Annotated in this window: 17 protein-coding genes; 10 read left to right on the top strand and 7 right to left on the bottom strand. The window is 32.7% G+C overall.

All coding sequences use genetic code 11. The features are described 5' to 3' along the window. Window positions 1-242 precede the first annotated feature (242 nt). From KF816_06305 to KF816_06335, 7 genes are all read left to right on the top strand, one after another. A complete protein-coding gene (locus tag KF816_06305) occupies window positions 243-2,258 on the top strand; it encodes a dynamin family protein (GenBank protein ID MBX3007624.1) in 2,016 nt (671 codons plus the stop codon). Continuing rightward, the gene (locus KF816_06310; GenBank protein MBX3007625.1) at window positions 2,255-2,917 is read left to right on the top strand and encodes a hypothetical protein; all 663 of its coding nucleotides are present in this window, start codon (window positions 2,255-2,257) and stop codon (window positions 2,915-2,917) included. The genes KF816_06305 and KF816_06310 overlap by 4 nt, the downstream gene beginning before the upstream one ends. Further along, window positions 2,917-6,054, top strand: a complete 3,138-nt coding sequence (locus tag KF816_06315; protein ID MBX3007626.1) for an ATP-binding protein — start codon at window positions 2,917-2,919, stop codon at window positions 6,052-6,054. The genes KF816_06310 and KF816_06315 overlap by 1 nt, the downstream gene beginning before the upstream one ends. Continuing rightward, window positions 6,047-6,628, top strand: coding sequence for a hypothetical protein (locus KF816_06320; GenBank protein ID MBX3007627.1), 582 nt, complete (start codon window positions 6,047-6,049; stop codon window positions 6,626-6,628). Before KF816_06315 ends, KF816_06320 begins: the two co-directional genes overlap by 8 nt. Then, window positions 6,628-6,936, top strand: a complete 309-nt coding sequence (locus tag KF816_06325) for a hypothetical protein (protein MBX3007628.1) — start codon at window positions 6,628-6,630, stop codon at window positions 6,934-6,936. Before KF816_06320 ends, KF816_06325 begins: the two co-directional genes overlap by 1 nt. Before the next feature lie 160 nt (window positions 6,937-7,096). Then, complete coding sequence (locus KF816_06330) at window positions 7,097-7,582, top strand: hypothetical protein (protein MBX3007629.1); 486 nt, start codon at window positions 7,097-7,099, stop codon at window positions 7,580-7,582. 98 nt (window positions 7,583-7,680) lie between these two features. After that, window positions 7,681-8,133, top strand: coding sequence for a hypothetical protein (locus KF816_06335; GenBank protein MBX3007630.1), 453 nt, complete (start codon window positions 7,681-7,683; stop codon window positions 8,131-8,133). A 56-nt stretch (window positions 8,134-8,189) separates the two neighbouring features. On the opposite strand, the gene KF816_06340 is transcribed toward KF816_06335, so the two are convergent. The 7 genes from KF816_06340 to KF816_06370 all read right to left on the bottom strand — a co-directional run bounded on the left by KF816_06340 (window position 8,190) and on the right by KF816_06370 (window position 13,659). Then, entirely contained in the window at window positions 8,190-9,257 is a 1,068-nt protein-coding gene (locus KF816_06340; GenBank protein MBX3007631.1) for a hypothetical protein, read from the bottom strand. A gap of 68 nt (window positions 9,258-9,325) precedes the next feature. Next, window positions 9,326-9,595, bottom strand: coding sequence for a hypothetical protein (locus KF816_06345; GenBank protein MBX3007632.1), 270 nt, complete (start codon window positions 9,593-9,595; stop codon window positions 9,326-9,328). Window positions 9,596-9,682: 87 nt separating this feature from the next. Then, window positions 9,683-10,084 carry a hypothetical protein gene (locus tag KF816_06350; GenBank protein ID MBX3007633.1) on the bottom strand — a complete coding sequence of 134 codons (402 nt, stop codon included), beginning with the start codon at window positions 10,082-10,084 and terminating at the stop codon, window positions 9,683-9,685. A 1-nt stretch (window position 10,085) separates the two neighbouring features. Then, complete coding sequence (locus tag KF816_06355; GenBank protein ID MBX3007634.1) at window positions 10,086-10,496, bottom strand: hypothetical protein; 411 nt, start codon at window positions 10,494-10,496, stop codon at window positions 10,086-10,088. 11 nt (window positions 10,497-10,507) lie between these two features. Next, window positions 10,508-11,551, bottom strand: coding sequence for a WG repeat-containing protein (locus tag KF816_06360; protein MBX3007635.1), 1,044 nt, complete (start codon window positions 11,549-11,551; stop codon window positions 10,508-10,510). Window positions 11,552-11,746: 195 nt separating this feature from the next. Beyond that, a complete protein-coding gene (locus KF816_06365) occupies window positions 11,747-12,712 on the bottom strand; it encodes a DUF932 domain-containing protein (GenBank protein MBX3007636.1) in 966 nt (321 codons plus the stop codon). Then, complete coding sequence (locus tag KF816_06370; GenBank protein ID MBX3007637.1) at window positions 12,712-13,659, bottom strand: hypothetical protein; 948 nt, start codon at window positions 13,657-13,659, stop codon at window positions 12,712-12,714. Before KF816_06370 ends, KF816_06365 begins: the two co-directional genes overlap by 1 nt. 175 nt (window positions 13,660-13,834) lie before the next feature. On the opposite strand from KF816_06370, the gene KF816_06375 reads away from it, so the two are divergent. From KF816_06375 to KF816_06385, 3 genes are all read left to right on the top strand, one after another. Then, on the top strand, window positions 13,835-14,248 hold the full coding sequence (locus tag KF816_06375; GenBank protein ID MBX3007638.1) for a hypothetical protein: 414 nt from the start codon (window positions 13,835-13,837) through the stop codon (window positions 14,246-14,248). 80 nt (window positions 14,249-14,328) lie between these two features. Beyond that, window positions 14,329-15,189 carry a WYL domain-containing transcriptional regulator gene (locus KF816_06380; GenBank protein ID MBX3007639.1) on the top strand — a complete coding sequence of 287 codons (861 nt, stop codon included), beginning with the start codon at window positions 14,329-14,331 and terminating at the stop codon, window positions 15,187-15,189. A 65-nt stretch (window positions 15,190-15,254) separates the two neighbouring features. After that, complete coding sequence (locus KF816_06385) at window positions 15,255-16,094, top strand: hypothetical protein (protein ID MBX3007640.1); 840 nt, start codon at window positions 15,255-15,257, stop codon at window positions 16,092-16,094. Window position 16,095 lies beyond the last annotated feature (1 nt).

The raw sequence follows: 16,095 nt of genomic DNA on the forward strand, positions 1-16,095 counted from the left end.
TAACTTGACTTAAATATCTCATTAAACTAATTTGAGTTAAAATAATTAGGGATAATAGGGATTATGTGGGGTACATGTGCTTTATAATACTCTTCTGATTTTCATCCCAATCTATTAATTAATGTATAGTTCAAAAATTAACCTATTGTCATGATATTTTCTCACCCGGATCAATATCAAGACTTTTAGTTGGTTAATTAACATTTTGCTATACAATTCTTAATACAATTCAAGGAGAATTTATGATAGGTAGTGCTTTTAAAAATCAAAAAGACAATGTAATTGATTTATACGATGGTTATAAACGAATTAGAGGAAAAGACAATGATGGAATAAATTTAGAGTTTTTGGAGAGTAGAGTTAATGCTTTAATAAATGGGAAGTATACTCTTGCTGTCGCTGGTGAAGTTAATGCCGGAAAGTCTACTTTTATTAATGCACTTTTAGGTGTTGAATTACTTCCATCTGATGTACTTCAATCTTCTTCTGCTATTGTTGAAATTTGCAAATCGAATGAACCGTATTTGAAAGTTCAGTATGCTGCTGGTAATGAAATAATCCTGAATCATGGTGAAATGGCTTCGGATGGAGATATTTTTCAAAGAAAAATTAAAGAAGTATGCAGCATTAATGATAAGCATAGAGATTTACCTACAACCTTAATAGATAACTATATAATTAAAAGTAATAACAAGATAGAAGTAACCGATAAGTTAATTAATATTTTAGAGCAAAATTCACAATTGTATTTATCCGACAAGCAAGAACTTCTTAAGGAGTACATTGAAAAGCGGTCTAAGGATGATATCCCAATTGAAATACAAATAGGATTCCCATTAAAATGGGATTTTGATCAGCTAAGAATAGTTGACAGCCCTGGCGTTAATGCTGTAGGCGGAGTTCAAGACATTTCATTTGAATATTTTGAAGAGGCAAACGCAATCATTTTTATTAACAGAATAGATCCCATAGAATCTAAGTCTTTTCGGGATTTCGTTAATTCAGTAATAACAGAAAGAAGCAAAGAAACATTATTTTTAGTTTTAACGCACGCTGGTTTAAAAACAGATGAAGATGTTATCCGATTACAAACAGAGGCTAAACGGCTTTATAAAAATGATATATCGGAAGAAAAAATATTAGTCGTAGATAGCATACTGAAGTTGATCTATAACGACATAAGAAATAATATAAGCGTAGAACAAATCGAAGAATCTTCTCCTATCAAAGCAGATATTCTTCCAAAATTCCAAAGGAAAGCCGAGAAACAGAACAGCACCTTAGAAAATATTCTGCTTCAGAATTCACATTTTGAAGAATTGTTTGACACTATCGATAGATTTTCTTTACAAGCACCAAGTTTGCAACTAATCGAAATAATGGAAAAGATTAAAGAAGGATATAACAATCAAGAAGAGCAGTTAGCCGATGAAGTTAATCTAAAAAAGAAGAAAAAGATTAACCCACAAGTATTTGAGGAAGAAATAGAACGGATAAAAAGTGCACTTAATAAATATGAGAATCTCACACATAAAACAAAGGAAGAGTTTGAACAAAGCTACACTGGAAGACATTCAAACTGGAATGCAAAAATAAAAGAGCTTAAACTAAAATACCCGGAACTAATAAATTCTGGTACGTCTGCTGAAAATATAAGAAAGCATTTTGCTGATGCCTTTAATGAAGTTGATAAAACTATTGAAAAATTTTCAAAATCAATTACAAAAGAACTGAATTTAAAACTTCAAGAATCCGGCAAGAAGTTTCAAGAAGAGCATAAAATCACCATCCCCAAAGTTGACCTTGATGCAATTGAAAACGAAGCAAGTAAAACTGCTTATAAGAAAGAGGACGTTATAGAAGAGCAAACTAAATCTTATGAAGAGCGAAGATGGTACACTCTATGGCTTTACAAACACACGGTTTATTATACTGAACGAGTTAAGACCGGGGAAAGAGATGTATTTGATGATGATTTATACGTGGGAAATTTGAAATCGAGTCTAATTGATGAGTTTTATAAAATAGTAAATGATTTGCCAAATAAATCTAAAGAAGTGTTGCAAAGTTATCTGTCTAATTTCGAGAAAAATATTAAAGATGTTATTGACGAAAGAAAGAATGCATTAGAAAAAGAGATAAAGAAGAAGCAATCAAATGACGAATTAATTAGAGAAATTAATGAATTAGAAATAAAAAAAAAGTCAATCCAACCAGTGTTAAAAAGAGCAGAGGAAATTATGGAGGACTTAAAATGATACAAGATAAAATCAAATACGATATAGAACAAGAATTTAGTGAACTAAAAAAAAGTATTGGCAATAATCTGCAAGATGATTTCAATATAAACACTCAAAAGGACTTTCTAAAAAACCATATTCCCACCGAAATTATAGTCAAGTCTGAGATACTTTTAGACACTTTATTAAACTATCTGATGGAAACAGCAATCAAAGAATTAGATAAGTTAGATGTTGAGATACAAAATGACTTCTTCAATCAAGATTTTAGAAACAAAGTACGAGAATGGGTAGAACAAACAGAGAACCAATTAGAATTAACAACGCCCGAAGTGGTGTTTTCAGCTGATCCAAGATGGAGGCAAGGCGCAATTAATGGCGGAACAGCTTTTATTATAGGCACTGCGGTTACAATTTTTGTCTTTGATCCAACAAAAATTGTTTGGGCTATTGTATCTGGTTTAGTAACAATAATTGCTTCAGCCTATTTATTCAAAAAAGCTTTTGAAAAAGCTGAGCCGAAGGCAAGATCAATTATAAAGTCTGATGTCGAAATATTTATCAATAATGCTGAGCAGCAAATAACTGATTGGCTGAAAACAGTTACAAAAGTATTCAGTGAAGAATTTAACAATTTCTGCAATTCACGAAGTATTAATATTAACGGTAAAATATAATGAGTGAAGAAGAAAGAAAAAAAATCGAAGCGAACCAAAAGAAACTTGAAGAAGCATATCGGACACTCCTGCCTTGGTGGGGTGCTTTAAATATTCAATACCCTTTAGAAAAGAAAACTTTATCGGAAGTTGAAGGATATTTGAACAGAGTATATTTATTTCCCTTAGCAGAAATAACAATTAATAACACCGTTGAGAACATAGCAGAATTTATTAATGAAAGATATCAGACCATTCTTTCGGCAATATATTCTGCCGGCTTGTCGATCGCGACTATTATTAAAGGAGAAAGGGGTAAAATAGAGGTTTATTTGGGTTTTATAGCAGAAGACGGCGTTACTAATGACCCCAAATACTTTGAATCGATCATAAATGGAGTATTACCCGGTGAAAAAATAAAATATGAAGACAATATAAATCTTGCTTCGTTGGTTGTAAATCTCCCAAGTGGAGGTATCGTTACCGGAATTCCTTCCTTAAAAATTGAAGATGAAAAACAGCAATTCAAATTGTCTTCAGTCATAAGAAGTATGTATGGCAGAGAGTATTTACTGGTTATTCTTTCAAAACCGGTAAGTCAACAAGAAATGCAGAATAGGTTGGTGCAACTTTTAAGTTTTAGAGATCAATGCCACGAACTTGTAAAAGTTTCCGTGGGAGAAGAAAAAGGAACCGGAAAATCAGTTTCTCAAAATGAACAGAATACCAAAGGTATTTCATCGACAAAAGGGCATAGTGTCGGTGTCGGTATTGGCGGTGGTATCCCAATTGGACCAGTAATTTTTGGAGGTGGATTAAGTTATTCTCATAACTGGTCAAAGACAGAAACCGAAAGCAAAACAACCGGAACAATAGAGACAACATCAGAGCAAAACTCTTTGTCACTCACGATAGAAAGACAAAACGGTTTGGCACTTGAACTTGAAAAAATTTCTGATCACTTTATTGAAAGGATTATGCAAGGTTTTAACACCGGTTTTTGGGAAACCACGGTTACTTTTGCCGCCGCTGACAAGGTATCTTGTGATATTTTAGGTGGAAGTTTTATTGGCGAACTTTCAAAACCTAGCGATAAACTATTTCCTCCTCGATTATACACTGGTGATCTTGAATCAAAGAAAATATTTTTACCTTTAACAGATTCAAACAACCCTATTTTTCCCAAAAGTCTTTCTTCATATTTAACAAGTGTAGAACTTTCACAAATCAGCGCACCACCAAAAGAATCGCTACCTGGCTATGAAATTAAAAAAATGCCGCCGCTTGCCTTGACAGATATTAAAGGGGAAGGTGATATAACTCTCGGCTCTATTGCAGATTATGGAAATACATTGGATTGCAATATCAATCTTTCCAAGGAAGATCTTAACAAACACCTATTTGTATGCGGCTTAACCGGAAGCGGTAAAACGACAACAGTTAAGCATATTCTAAAAAGTTTAACAGAAAAACACCACATTCCATTTTTAGTTTTGGAATCAGCAAAAAGAGACTACAGACAATTGCTTGGGGATGAAATATTTAAAGGGAAGTTGAATGTTTTTACCATCGGAGATGCCACTGTCAGTCCTATTCGTTTTAATCCATTTTACATTCAAGCGGGTGTACATCCCTCTGTTCATATTGATTACTTAAAAGCGATTTTTAATGCCAGCTTTTCGCTTTATGGTCCGATGCCTCATATAATCGAAAAATGTCTGCACAATATTTATATTAAAAAGGGCTGGAACTTAACAACCGGAATGCACCCCAATTTTATCAAATCAAAAAATGAATATGATGATGAACGATATAACTTTCCAGAACATTTTTATTGTTTTCCTACTCTTTCAGATTTGAAGGAAGAGGTTAACAATTATGTGAAAGAAGAACTTGAATACAAAGGTGAACTCAGAGACAACATCCGCACAGCTATTGTTGCAAGATTAGAAAGTCTTTGTGTAGGGGCAAAGGGATTGATGTTTAATACATACGACTTTTATCCAATGGAAAAATTATTGAATAAAAGCACCATTTTTGAAATGGAAAATTTAGCTGACGACGATGATAAAGCATTTTTTGTGGGATTAATACTCGTTCTTTTGAGTGAATATCGTCAAAAAGATAATCCAGCTATTAATCCTGGCAGAGCAAATAAAGGATTACAACATCTACTGGTGATAGAAGAAGCTCATCGATTACTTAAAAATGTAACTACAGAGCGAACAAGTGAAATGATGGGCAATCCGAAAGGTAAAGCAGTCGAAGTTTTCTGTAATGTAATTTCTGAAATGAGAGCATTAGGACAAGGCGTTGCAGTAGTTGAACAAATTCCGACAAAAATATCACCCGATGTTATAAAAAACTCAAACACTAAAATAGTCCATCGATTAGTTTCTTCAGATGACCAATCGCTCCTGGCGGGTTCATTGGGTATTTCTGATGAAGATGCTCTTTATTTAACCAGATTAAAAACGGGTCACATCTTATGTCACAAAGAAGGAATGGAAAGACCGGTTGAATGCGTTGTAATCAATGATGTTTTAAGTAAAGCAAAGAGTGATAGAAAAATATGCGAAATTATGAACGAAGAAAATATTGAAACATTACATCCATTTGAAACTTACAGTTTATCTCTTCTTCTAGGCAAAGATGGGAATGAATTAGCTGTTAAGTATTTAAATTCATTTTGCGCATTAGATTCCAATCACCTTAATGCTCTAAATGTAGAATGTAAAAAAGAATTTAATAAGGTCTTGATTCAAAAAAATCTTCAAAGACAATTCTTAGTATCAATTTATTCCGATTTTATTACGTTAAAGATTCATGAGTTTTTGAACAGAGGCTTATATTCAATATCTCTCAAACTTCCGAATGGATTTAAAGATAATTTATTCTCGGCAATTGAAAGTTCTGATAAATCAAGTTATAAGTCATTAATAAAAGAATTAAAAAATATATGGGGAGTAGAACCAAAGCTATTTATAATGGAAATTGTTCAAGAATTATCCTTGAAGATATTGTTAAAAAAGAAAAACGACTTTACAGCAGAAAAAGTAAATTCAATTGTAGCATCTTTTTTTGTAATAAACAGTCAAAAGATAACTGAAGAAATTTCTCAAAACATTGTGAAGAAAACTGGAGATATAAATGGTTGAACCAATCAGTGCTATAGCAACTAAAACTTCAGAAACAGTAGTTAGCACCAAGGAAGTATTGGCAGAATCTTTTAAAGAATCTGGGGAAACAGCACTCAAGGAAACGCTGATAAAGGATGTTTTACCAGAAATTGAAAATAGTTCTTTGGAAACTTTGAAAACCCAAAATGAAGAAGAGCTAAACTCAATTAAAGAGGCAAAAATTAGCCAGATAGAACTTAATCGAGAGAATGGTGCACTAAGAGAAGAAAATGCTCTAACCGATTTTCAAAAAGAATTTCCCGAAACTGATGGCTTCAAGTATCATCAAGAGGCATACTTAAGAAACGAACAAGGAGATATTGTTAAAGATAGTTTAACTGGTGAAGCTAGAAGGGTTGACATTATGGTGGAAAAAGATGGCATAATTTGTAAGAGCTATGAAATTACTTCAGAAACCGCGCCGAAGGAATTACAGATTGCAAAAGAAGAAAGGATAAGACAAAACGGTGGCAATTTTATCTTAGATAGAGATACTGGCAAGTTAATTGAGTTGCCTAAAAATGTTACCACAGAAATAAGGAGATACAAATAATGTCTAAAATAAAAGTTTATGATAAATTAACCTGGCATTTTCCAGAAGGCAATAATTGTCCAAATATTGATGCCGCGAAAAATCATTTTGAGTCAGTTATGAAATGGTTGGATGAGAATGATTTTCTTAGTAAAGAAGGCAAAGAAATTTATGCCTTAGGCATTGATTCAGATTTTTCAATTAACTCGGCAATGCTAACGGATCAGGGAAATCATATTTTCGAAAAGAATTATTCAAAATTGCTAAAAGAAATTGATTATAAGAGTATAGACACATTCAAAAAATTAAACAAACTTCTTATGTTATAAAGGTTTATTTATTCTAATTATTTCACAAGAAAGTATAACAGTTGATCAAATAGTCAGTGATTTCACCTTCAGATTTGTGTTCTAAGTAAAAATCATCTTCTGGGCTGCGCCTTAACAGCCACGACCATTTTCAAAAATTTATTAAATATGCGGGGGCACAATGAATTCATTAAAACTACGCAAAGAAATGCAGAATATCGTTCTTGTTTTAGCATGGGGATTACTCATTATTTCAGTCTTTCTTTTGCTTCGTAATATTGTTTTTCTTAACAGCATCTCATCAATGATTAATTTTCAGCAAGCAACAAAAAATTTTATACCACCTGTCGAAATCAATTTTACTCTTTATTTTATTCAAGCTGGTTTTGAGTTCCTACTATATGTTACAGTTTTTCTCTTCTCCACATTTCTGCTGAAATATCAAAACAAATGGAGAAAAAGACTCATAATTATATTAGTTGTAGCTATAATATTTTATTCGCTTTCACCGCAAATTAACTATTATAATATTGATAAAATAAGATTTCACAATTTTGCCGATACAAAATTATTGTTCTCTTATATCTGGTCAATTGTTCTATCAACATGGTTTTTGCTTACAATTAGAATTATGATGAAAGAAGAAATCAAATTGTTATTTAAATAAACCACGTAAACGTCATAATTGTCTAACAGCTGATGGACATGCTACTGGTTGGTCGCAATGCCTTAATTTCAATTATAATTAGCGCGTGAATATTTCAAATGAAAATCATAATTCGCAGTTTTCTGTTTTTACTTTTTTTCGCAATATTATTATCCGCACAATATAAAACCATAATAAAATATAATAAGCTTTTTAATCGATACGATTATTATGATGGAAATGGTAAAAAACTTGGTACTTCGAAATATAATGATCTACTCAAAAGAATTGACCATTATGATTCACGCGGTAAGAAGGAAGGTTCAACTAAGTATAATGGTTTAAATAAGGGATACACCACCTATGATGCTTCTGGTAGAAAAAATTCTTCTACGAAATACAATGGTCTTCTTAAACAATATGAACATTATGATCATACTGGACGTAAAAATGGAAAAACAAAATACAATCAGATTATTGACCAATATGATATTTATGATTCTTATGGAAGAAAAACTGGCAAAATAAAATACAATAGTTTATTAAAGCGCTATGAGATTAAAACGAATTAGTTTACAGCCTCCAAGACTCCCATTTTTAGGAATCTTGGAGATGGTAGTTAAATATACTATTTCTTCCTTGGGAAGCGTTCAGTTTTCTTACCCACTTTAATAAAGGCAAATGGTTCTTTAAGATTCTTTCCACCGTTTTTATTAACCGTTGATGCGGAATTGTGCTCATAAAAATTTAGTGTTATAGTCGGAGCCACTTCTCCCTTTGTAATTGATTCCGCATTATTAAGTAAGTCGTTTTCAATTTGTTCTCTTTCAGTAAAATTTTCATACTCTACTTTGAGTATCCAACTTTTCCCTTTTTGGGTATATCTCATGTCTATTAAAATAATACGAAAGTCCTCGCCTGTACCCCTCAATCGCAAAATTTCATCTTGTACTTTTTGTACTTTTTTATCAACCTCTGATCCTATTAACCAAAAAACACCTTTTTTCACTGCAGCATATTTGTATTCAGTACTTTTCGGTTCATTAAATTTATTGTACCAAAAATTAGCAATCGCTTTTATTCTTTCATATTCTAAATCATTATTCAATAAAATTTTTGCTAATAAAGCCTTTTTTTTACTTCCTAGTTTAGTATATCTAGACCTCCCGATTTTTTCAAATCCTACTACCTCTTTTATCCCGGCTATATTTTTTTTAAGAGCATTATTAATTACGCCAATCCCAATATTGTCAATTCTCTTATTGGTAATGACCCCGGCAAAAAGTAAAACTAAATCTTCAACTGATAAATCATTATTTTCTTTAAGTCTATTTTTAATGTATTTATCCGCATCAACATAATTTTTATCCTGCATATATCTCATCAATTGTTCAAAACATTTTATTGTAAGTTTTTTGTTTTTTATTTCGATCGAATGTATTCTTTTAAACTGATCAACAGCACGTATATCCTCACCACCGCCACGGACAAATGTGGCTCTTGAAATATAAATTGGGTTCTTAATGCCTGTCAATTCGGAAAAGTACAGATGCATGATGGTTTCTAAGTTTTCTTCAACTACTCTCTTTTTTTTATTTGTTTTCTTCCAATCACTTAATGCCTTTTTACTGTCAGCGTATTCTGATAGATTAAATGCATTATCAAGCAAATAGTACTTAGATTCAAGAAATTCCATAACACCTCAATAATAGTTGTTGTTAAATAGTTTGTATTTAAACATAATAAATAGAATATTAAATTATACTACCGACCATAAAAATTACTTACTTCGAAATATATATTAACTTCTGTTTTATCTATCAACTCCAAGGTAATTACATCAAAACTTCTACCGTCTTCCAAATGGTTCAACTCTTGCCGCCTAACTGTATAACTAATTTCTAATTCTTCAAACATATTTTCAATGTATTCATACTCAGCGGCTATTCCATCCTCTGTATTGTCGCAGTTGATATAAATCGCATCTTCAAACGATTGACCCCATCCTCCGGAATATCTACTATCTCTTCTCATTTAATGCCTTATTGGAAAATATAATTCTCTGATTCTGTTTTTCTCACTTCAGTATGTGATAATGAGAAGTTTTATTGCTTAATTAAATTAACATTCTTCTAAATCTACATCCTCATCAACAATTTTCGGTAATTCCTTTAACTTCTTTTTAAATAAATGTATCCCTATTTCCTCTACATCTTTTTCCCATTCCATCCATCTTGAACTATCTAAATAGGAGAGAGCTTCATCAAGATTATCCAATGTAGCTTCCAGTATTCCCGAATATGTTCGATGTGAATAATGTTCGAACAATTCATCAATAGTCTCCCAGAGCATTACGCTTCTTAGTATATAGGGTTTGTCCTCATTATCATACTTTACTTCATAGGTAATTATCTTATCATCAATCTCCACATTTACTTCATCTATTGTCATAACCATATTCTCGGGTGACATTGACACCCCATACTTTTTAGCATCAAAACTTGTTATAAAATAAAAAATCATATTAACTCCCTAACATTATTATATAGCTTATCCTCATTCCTATTATAAAGCCGAATATTCTTTCAGCATAACTAAGTATCATCAATGTCCTCTCCCGCACCACATAGCTATCTCCATATTTCCAAAAAATTAGTAATTCATTTAAAATTGTCATTAATAGAAGTGAAATAACATACCAGCGGACCGGATTCCACAGTAATATTATTAAACAGAAAAATGCCAAGTGATTAATTACATTGATCATGTGTGTTACTATCTCTCCGTATACAGCGGTCTGATTATTAGCCTCATCAGAATTACTTCTCATGTATTGGATTCTGTATTCAACAATTTTATTATTCTTTAAGATTTGCATCGCTTCCGATATAGAATAAACTATAAGTACACATCCTATTGTTGTATAAGCGTTCATTTATTCCCCTTTTAAAAATTAGTAATATTAAAAAAATCACCTCCATGTAGCTCCGGCTTCCATCGTAATTCTTTTCCCTCCCGGTTCCTAATTATAAACTCCCTCCTAGTTTTATATTTTAATAATCCCTCCTCGAAATTGGGAGTAGTCACAGATAAATGGGGGAGAAGGAGCTTTCCGTTTCTATCAATAACTCCCCATTTATTATTTTTCTTTATAGCGGTCAAATTCTCATTAATCTTTTTTACATCCTGATAGTATTGTGTTGTATCACTATTCTGTTCATTCATGAAATCTAATAGATACCACCCAAATTCATTTTTTGCATATAATTTATCCTCGGCAATAATTTTAACATCCATGAAATCAAAATCAATAATTGGTTCACCTCTTTGATTAATAATTCCTGCTTTCCCGCTTTTTATTGCGACTGCCATTCCAAAATCAAATTTCGAAACCCAATCATATATACAGTCAATTATAATTGCGCCCGTTTTATCGATGAATCCATACTTACCTTCTATTGCAATTCTGGCTAAACCCTCATTGAAATAATCATTCTCGTCAATTAAGTCCAAGGGACTGAAAATTCTTTTGCTATATTTCATCGGAATTACAATCTCTCCGTATCTTCCCACGAAACCATCAATTCTGGAATTAAAATCTTCACTGAATATTCCCACTCTTGCCAATCCCTCGTTAAACTCTGAATTAAATTCAACACTTGGTAAATAAGAAAGTTGTACCCCGTTATCGTCAATCAGCATTCCCTTTTTTGCATAAGTAATAAAAGCTCTCCCTTCGCTAAAATCGTTTGCCAGATCATATTTTGCTTCGATAATCTCTAATCCTTTCCTGTTGATATAACCCATCCACCCATTAAGTTCATACCAAGCAAGACCGTCTCTAAAATTACCTACACATGAATAACGGTGCAGACTGTAAGATGATCCATCTTCAAATAATAAAGATTTTAAAATACCATACCCGGTTTTTTCATAAACTACAGATGTTCCGTCAATATACTCACCGTGAATGAATTTTAACTCTTTCAATACACACTCCGTTGTTCTTCAAATTCATAACTCGCATACATTTGAAACCTAATTCCTTCAACAACAAATTACTACCAATGACCTAATGCCAACGAATGACTACTAATAACCTAATGCCAATGAATGACCATTAATGACCCAATAACTATAAATGACCCAATGCCCATCTTCCTATTACTCCAACTTCGCCCGTTTTCAACCGTCAATCTCATAGCTTTTCTCCACTATCATTCTTCCCGCAACCTCTTCAATAAGCCTCCTCTTTGTATAGTCAAACTCCTTTGCTCTTTCTGTAATTAAGTTAAATAACTCATAGAAGGTTAGTGTACGATCTGTGCTTATCACATCATTTAACAGCTTTATAGCGGTCCGGTGAAAAATATCCTTGTTTATCTTTGCAACTGTCTGCTCGTGGACCGGTGTTTCCATTTTTTGAATTCTTCTTTCAAGCTTTTCGGCTCTCCACCCAATTTCATTGATCATGATATCTATTCTGTCATATATATCTTGCACAAATAGATTGTAGTGATAAAACCGATGCTCACTATTCGGATTAGCAACATACGCTCCGTTAGTGCAGACATATCTCAGCAGAAAATCCTTTATCCTCACCGCGCTGAATCCGGTCTCCGAATTCTGGACAGATAGCCCCATTCCAAATTCATCCCCCGGAAACGGTTTTATCTTTTTCATTTCTTCAACCTTGATTGTCGTCGTATAATCGTCAATTAACACACTTTCAATATTCAATCGTTTCAAGTTGCTAATTAATTCAAGATCACTCACCTCAACATATTTATCGCTCTTAATTGTCAGAGCATCACCCCATTCTATTTTTATAGCTACTGTATTCGATTTCATATTCATCAAGTAGTCGTTACATATCATTGCTACCGTCTCAATATCAAAATAGTCTAATTGACGAATAGGGAAGGAGTACCATTTTAGCAGCTTTTCTAAAAATGCTCTTCTGATCGGAAACTCTCTGATCTTATTATTCTCGAAAACGGTCAAGTATAGAGAACGGTTATCATGTTTAATTGCTAAGCTCTCTGGCGCCGCTATTATATTTTCGGTGTTATTCCATCTCAGAAAGTCAATTGCATCGGCTCCATCTCGAAATGATTCCGATTTGCCGGTTGGAAATTCCATCCTTTCCATTAGAATGCCTCGTATTTATTATAATTTATATTTTCATCTGATCTCTCACTAGTTAATACCGTTAAGTGAATTGTTTTTTCCTCAAGACTCAATTCAAATCCCGTTACCTCCTCATTTTGAAATCTCTTTTCTGTCCCGACACCGATTCCCGGAAATTCTTCCTTCTCATAGTTGTCAATATTATCAAGTAACTCTAGCGTCCTATATTTTACCTCGGCTTCTGTTGTCGGATCTCCTTTTTCCGTTTTACTCTCTATTTCCCATACTGCTCCTTTAACTAGTTTTTCAAAATATTCGGCATAAACTTTTGAGCTGTTGAATAAATCTAATCCGATAAATTTATTGTAATGAAATAAACCGATTCCGTTCGCTCTCGTATCAAGTGTAAATTTGTCAGCCTCAATTTCAAAATCCTTCCCTTTTACATCATGTATGCTTGTCAGAGAAGAAGTTTTTGAACTCAAATCAAATGCATGAAAGGCCCTCTCAACACTTTCCCATATCATGCTCTGATCCGATAAATGCCCCTTTTCTTCTTTTAGATTTTTTAGCACACTTTTACTCTTTTTAGATCTTATTGATGGCGGAGCGCAAAAAACTTCATCCTTAAACTTTGTGCTTGTTTTACTCCACCGTCCCTCTTCCACACAGCTTACATCAATAAAAATTTTATTCATCGGTGGTACCAGTATCGAACTGTTAACAACTCTATTTTGCTTTGCCCCAGTTATTATATCTCCATCCATCATAAATACATGCTTTGTCGAGTGATTCATCACTCTTACTTTATTAACGTTCCCGCTCTCATCGATCTCGTTAATTTCAATAAGCTTATCGGCCATCGCCTCGCTTAATGAGATATAATCAAATGTGTCAATAAATGATGATGCAAATTGTACCACAGCTAGGTTATTGTGATTTTCCACTGAAACAATCTTCACATCCATTTTCTCCTCCGCTTAATTTCGATACAAAAATAATTTTTACTCCGGCGGTTCTCGGTATCATTAAATGATACTAATGGATTGGTGTGAGCTTCGAATGAGAAAAATGTATCATTAAATGATATCGATAGAAGAGAGTTTCGTTTTTATTTTTAGTAAACAACATAGGAGGTACAGAGTGCGTTACAAGTGTTCAAGCTGCGGTACGATAATTACTAAAGAGCTGAAATTACTCACTGATAAGAACTTGATTTCAGTTGTAGATGGCGAAGATTTAATACCTTCCGGTTATTTCATGATTTGTGACGGGACCTATTTTAGCGCCTCATTTACTACAAGAATTATTATCAATAAAAATGATATGATTAATTCAAAACGTCACTACGATGAAAATAGGTTTTGTGGATGCTGTGGACAAGACGGATCAGCCGGACCAAACATTATCTGTGTCAACAACCATGATATCGCGACTGAACTTTCCGACTGCTGGATGTCTCACGGAATTCTTCTAGAGCCCTGTTTCGTAAAAGAGGATGATAGCCAGGAGTTTGTTAACATGGTGCTAAAACAAATCTTTTCGGGAAACACCTAATTGTCTTCGGTTGTCTTGCTCTTTTAAGGACTTAAATGTATTTTAAACTTAAAAATTGATGGGTGATAAATTTCCCTTTTATGAAAGACTTAAAAGTTAAGGTTAAAAGACAGACTGAAATTCTGGGGTTAGTCCTAGCAAATCCTGGTAAATATCAATTGTATGATCTTGAAGAAATGTATGGAGTTAATGATCTCACCATTAAAAGGGATCTCCAAGAACTGCGTTCAATGGGAATTGATATTCATTCAGAAGGTAAAAAAGGAATATCAGTTTTTTCAAAAGTATCAAATGAAATCCTCCGCGGTATTATTCCCCAATATATCGGTATTGCCGTAAACCGAAACTCATACGATCAAGCTACAAATCTTTTTATAAGTAAATTGGGAGCCAATTCAGTCTCAGTTTTAACTCAATTACAGATGTGCATTGACCAAAGCATTTCAATCAAGATTTCATACCAAAAACCGGAAGCAAAAGTTATAGATGAAAGAAACCTTGATCCATACTGCATATTCCAAGGAGATAAACACTGGCGACTTCTTGCGAGTCATAATGGTTCAGTAAAACAATTCCTCTTGAACAATATAAAATCAATAGAACGGCTGGAAAAGAAATTCAAACCGATATCACAGAAAAAGATTGATGAAATATTTGGTACTTCTTTTAAGTGCTGGCTTGGAAATGAAAGATATACTGTCAGGCTTAAATTTCTTCCGCCATGGCCAGACAGAATGAAACCAAAACAGTTAATGGGAATGGAGAAGATTACAGAAGAAGCAGATGGCTCAATAATTTATGAGACTGTTGTGAACTCATTAAATGAAATTTCGGCTTGGATCGTAAGTAGAGGGGAAGGAGTTGTTGTGCTGGAACCTGAAAGCTTAAAAAATATTGTTATCAATACAGCAAAAGACGTGCTTAAGAATTACTCGAAATAATATCATTTAATGATACTATTCACCATAATAATACCACTAGTTTTTAGATTATAAATTGGATTATTATGATAGATAGAGAACTTCAGGATGAGCAACAAGCTAGAATGTTTGAAAATGAATATCAATTAACTGGTAAGTATGATAAGGAATCTTCAGAACGAATAAAAGCTTTCTATAATTCAATTGGAAAGCCAATACCAACCCTTAAAGACTTATATAATGCAAATAATAGTTTGGTTTATAATAAAAGGAGTAATGTTTTGAATAATTCATTTATAAACTGCTTAATGGAAAATATACTAGAGGGCACAAAAATTCCTAAAGTTCAGGTTGAAAGAGAAGTTGGATTTATTTTAGGAATATTCATTGAGGAGCTGCTTTGTGAAAAGTTAAAAATGAATGATGAATACTCCGGTAATTATCAATTAATTTCTAGAGAATTCCCATTAAAAAAAGATAATAATAACCAATCCACAAATATTGATTTTCTTCTTCTGAATAAAGAGAAAGGTATTCTGATATTTCTAGAATTAAAAACAGATTCTTCTTCCAATAATAACGAGCAGCTTCAAATCTATTTAGATTATAAGAAGCGAATTAATGAGGCAACTGCCGCTTTATTATTGAATGATCTTTTAGTTATTAAAAATAATAGTTCTAAACCAAAAAAATATGATTATATAATGACAAAGATTGAGAAGTTCAGTTCCGCTCTTGCTCATATAAATAAAACATTAGTTATTTATTTAGTCCCAGGAGAACCTAAAAATGGGATTAAAAAACCAAAATCAAACGAAATTGATTTATTATGGTCCTTTTCTGATTTACCGATAGATATTAATCATCAATATTCAGATGAATGGAAAATCATTCAAAAATATCTAACTGAATTAGATAAGAATTAAT

Source organism: Melioribacteraceae bacterium (assembly GCA_019638015.1).
In the GTDB taxonomy this organism is placed as follows: Bacteria; Bacteroidota; Ignavibacteria; order Ignavibacteriales; family Melioribacteraceae; genus JAHBUP01.

Coding starts and splice junctions, on each gene's coding strand:
- KF816_06305 (MBX3007624.1), top strand. CDS start 243: ATGATAGGTAGTGCTTTTAAAAATCAAAAAGACAATGTAATTGATTTA.
- KF816_06310 (MBX3007625.1), top strand. CDS start 2,255: ATGATACAAGATAAAATCAAATACGATATAGAACAAGAATTTAGTGAA.
- KF816_06315 (MBX3007626.1), top strand. CDS start 2,917: ATGAGTGAAGAAGAAAGAAAAAAAATCGAAGCGAACCAAAAGAAACTT.
- KF816_06320 (MBX3007627.1), top strand. CDS start 6,047: ATGGTTGAACCAATCAGTGCTATAGCAACTAAAACTTCAGAAACAGTA.
- KF816_06325 (MBX3007628.1), top strand. CDS start 6,628: ATGTCTAAAATAAAAGTTTATGATAAATTAACCTGGCATTTTCCAGAA.
- KF816_06330 (MBX3007629.1), top strand. CDS start 7,097: ATGAATTCATTAAAACTACGCAAAGAAATGCAGAATATCGTTCTTGTT.
- KF816_06335 (MBX3007630.1), top strand. CDS start 7,681: ATGAAAATCATAATTCGCAGTTTTCTGTTTTTACTTTTTTTCGCAATA.
- KF816_06340 (MBX3007631.1), bottom strand. CDS start 9,257: ATGGAATTTCTTGAATCTAAGTACTATTTGCTTGATAATGCATTTAAT.
- KF816_06345 (MBX3007632.1), bottom strand. CDS start 9,595: ATGAGAAGAGATAGTAGATATTCCGGAGGATGGGGTCAATCGTTTGAA.
- KF816_06350 (MBX3007633.1), bottom strand. CDS start 10,084: ATGATTTTTTATTTTATAACAAGTTTTGATGCTAAAAAGTATGGGGTG.
- KF816_06355 (MBX3007634.1), bottom strand. CDS start 10,496: ATGAACGCTTATACAACAATAGGATGTGTACTTATAGTTTATTCTATA.
- KF816_06365 (MBX3007636.1), bottom strand. CDS start 12,712: ATGGAAAGGATGGAATTTCCAACCGGCAAATCGGAATCATTTCGAGAT.
- KF816_06370 (MBX3007637.1), bottom strand. CDS start 13,659: ATGGATGTGAAGATTGTTTCAGTGGAAAATCACAATAACCTAGCTGTG.
- KF816_06380 (MBX3007639.1), top strand. CDS start 14,329: ATGAAAGACTTAAAAGTTAAGGTTAAAAGACAGACTGAAATTCTGGGG.
- KF816_06385 (MBX3007640.1), top strand. CDS start 15,255: ATGATAGATAGAGAACTTCAGGATGAGCAACAAGCTAGAATGTTTGAA.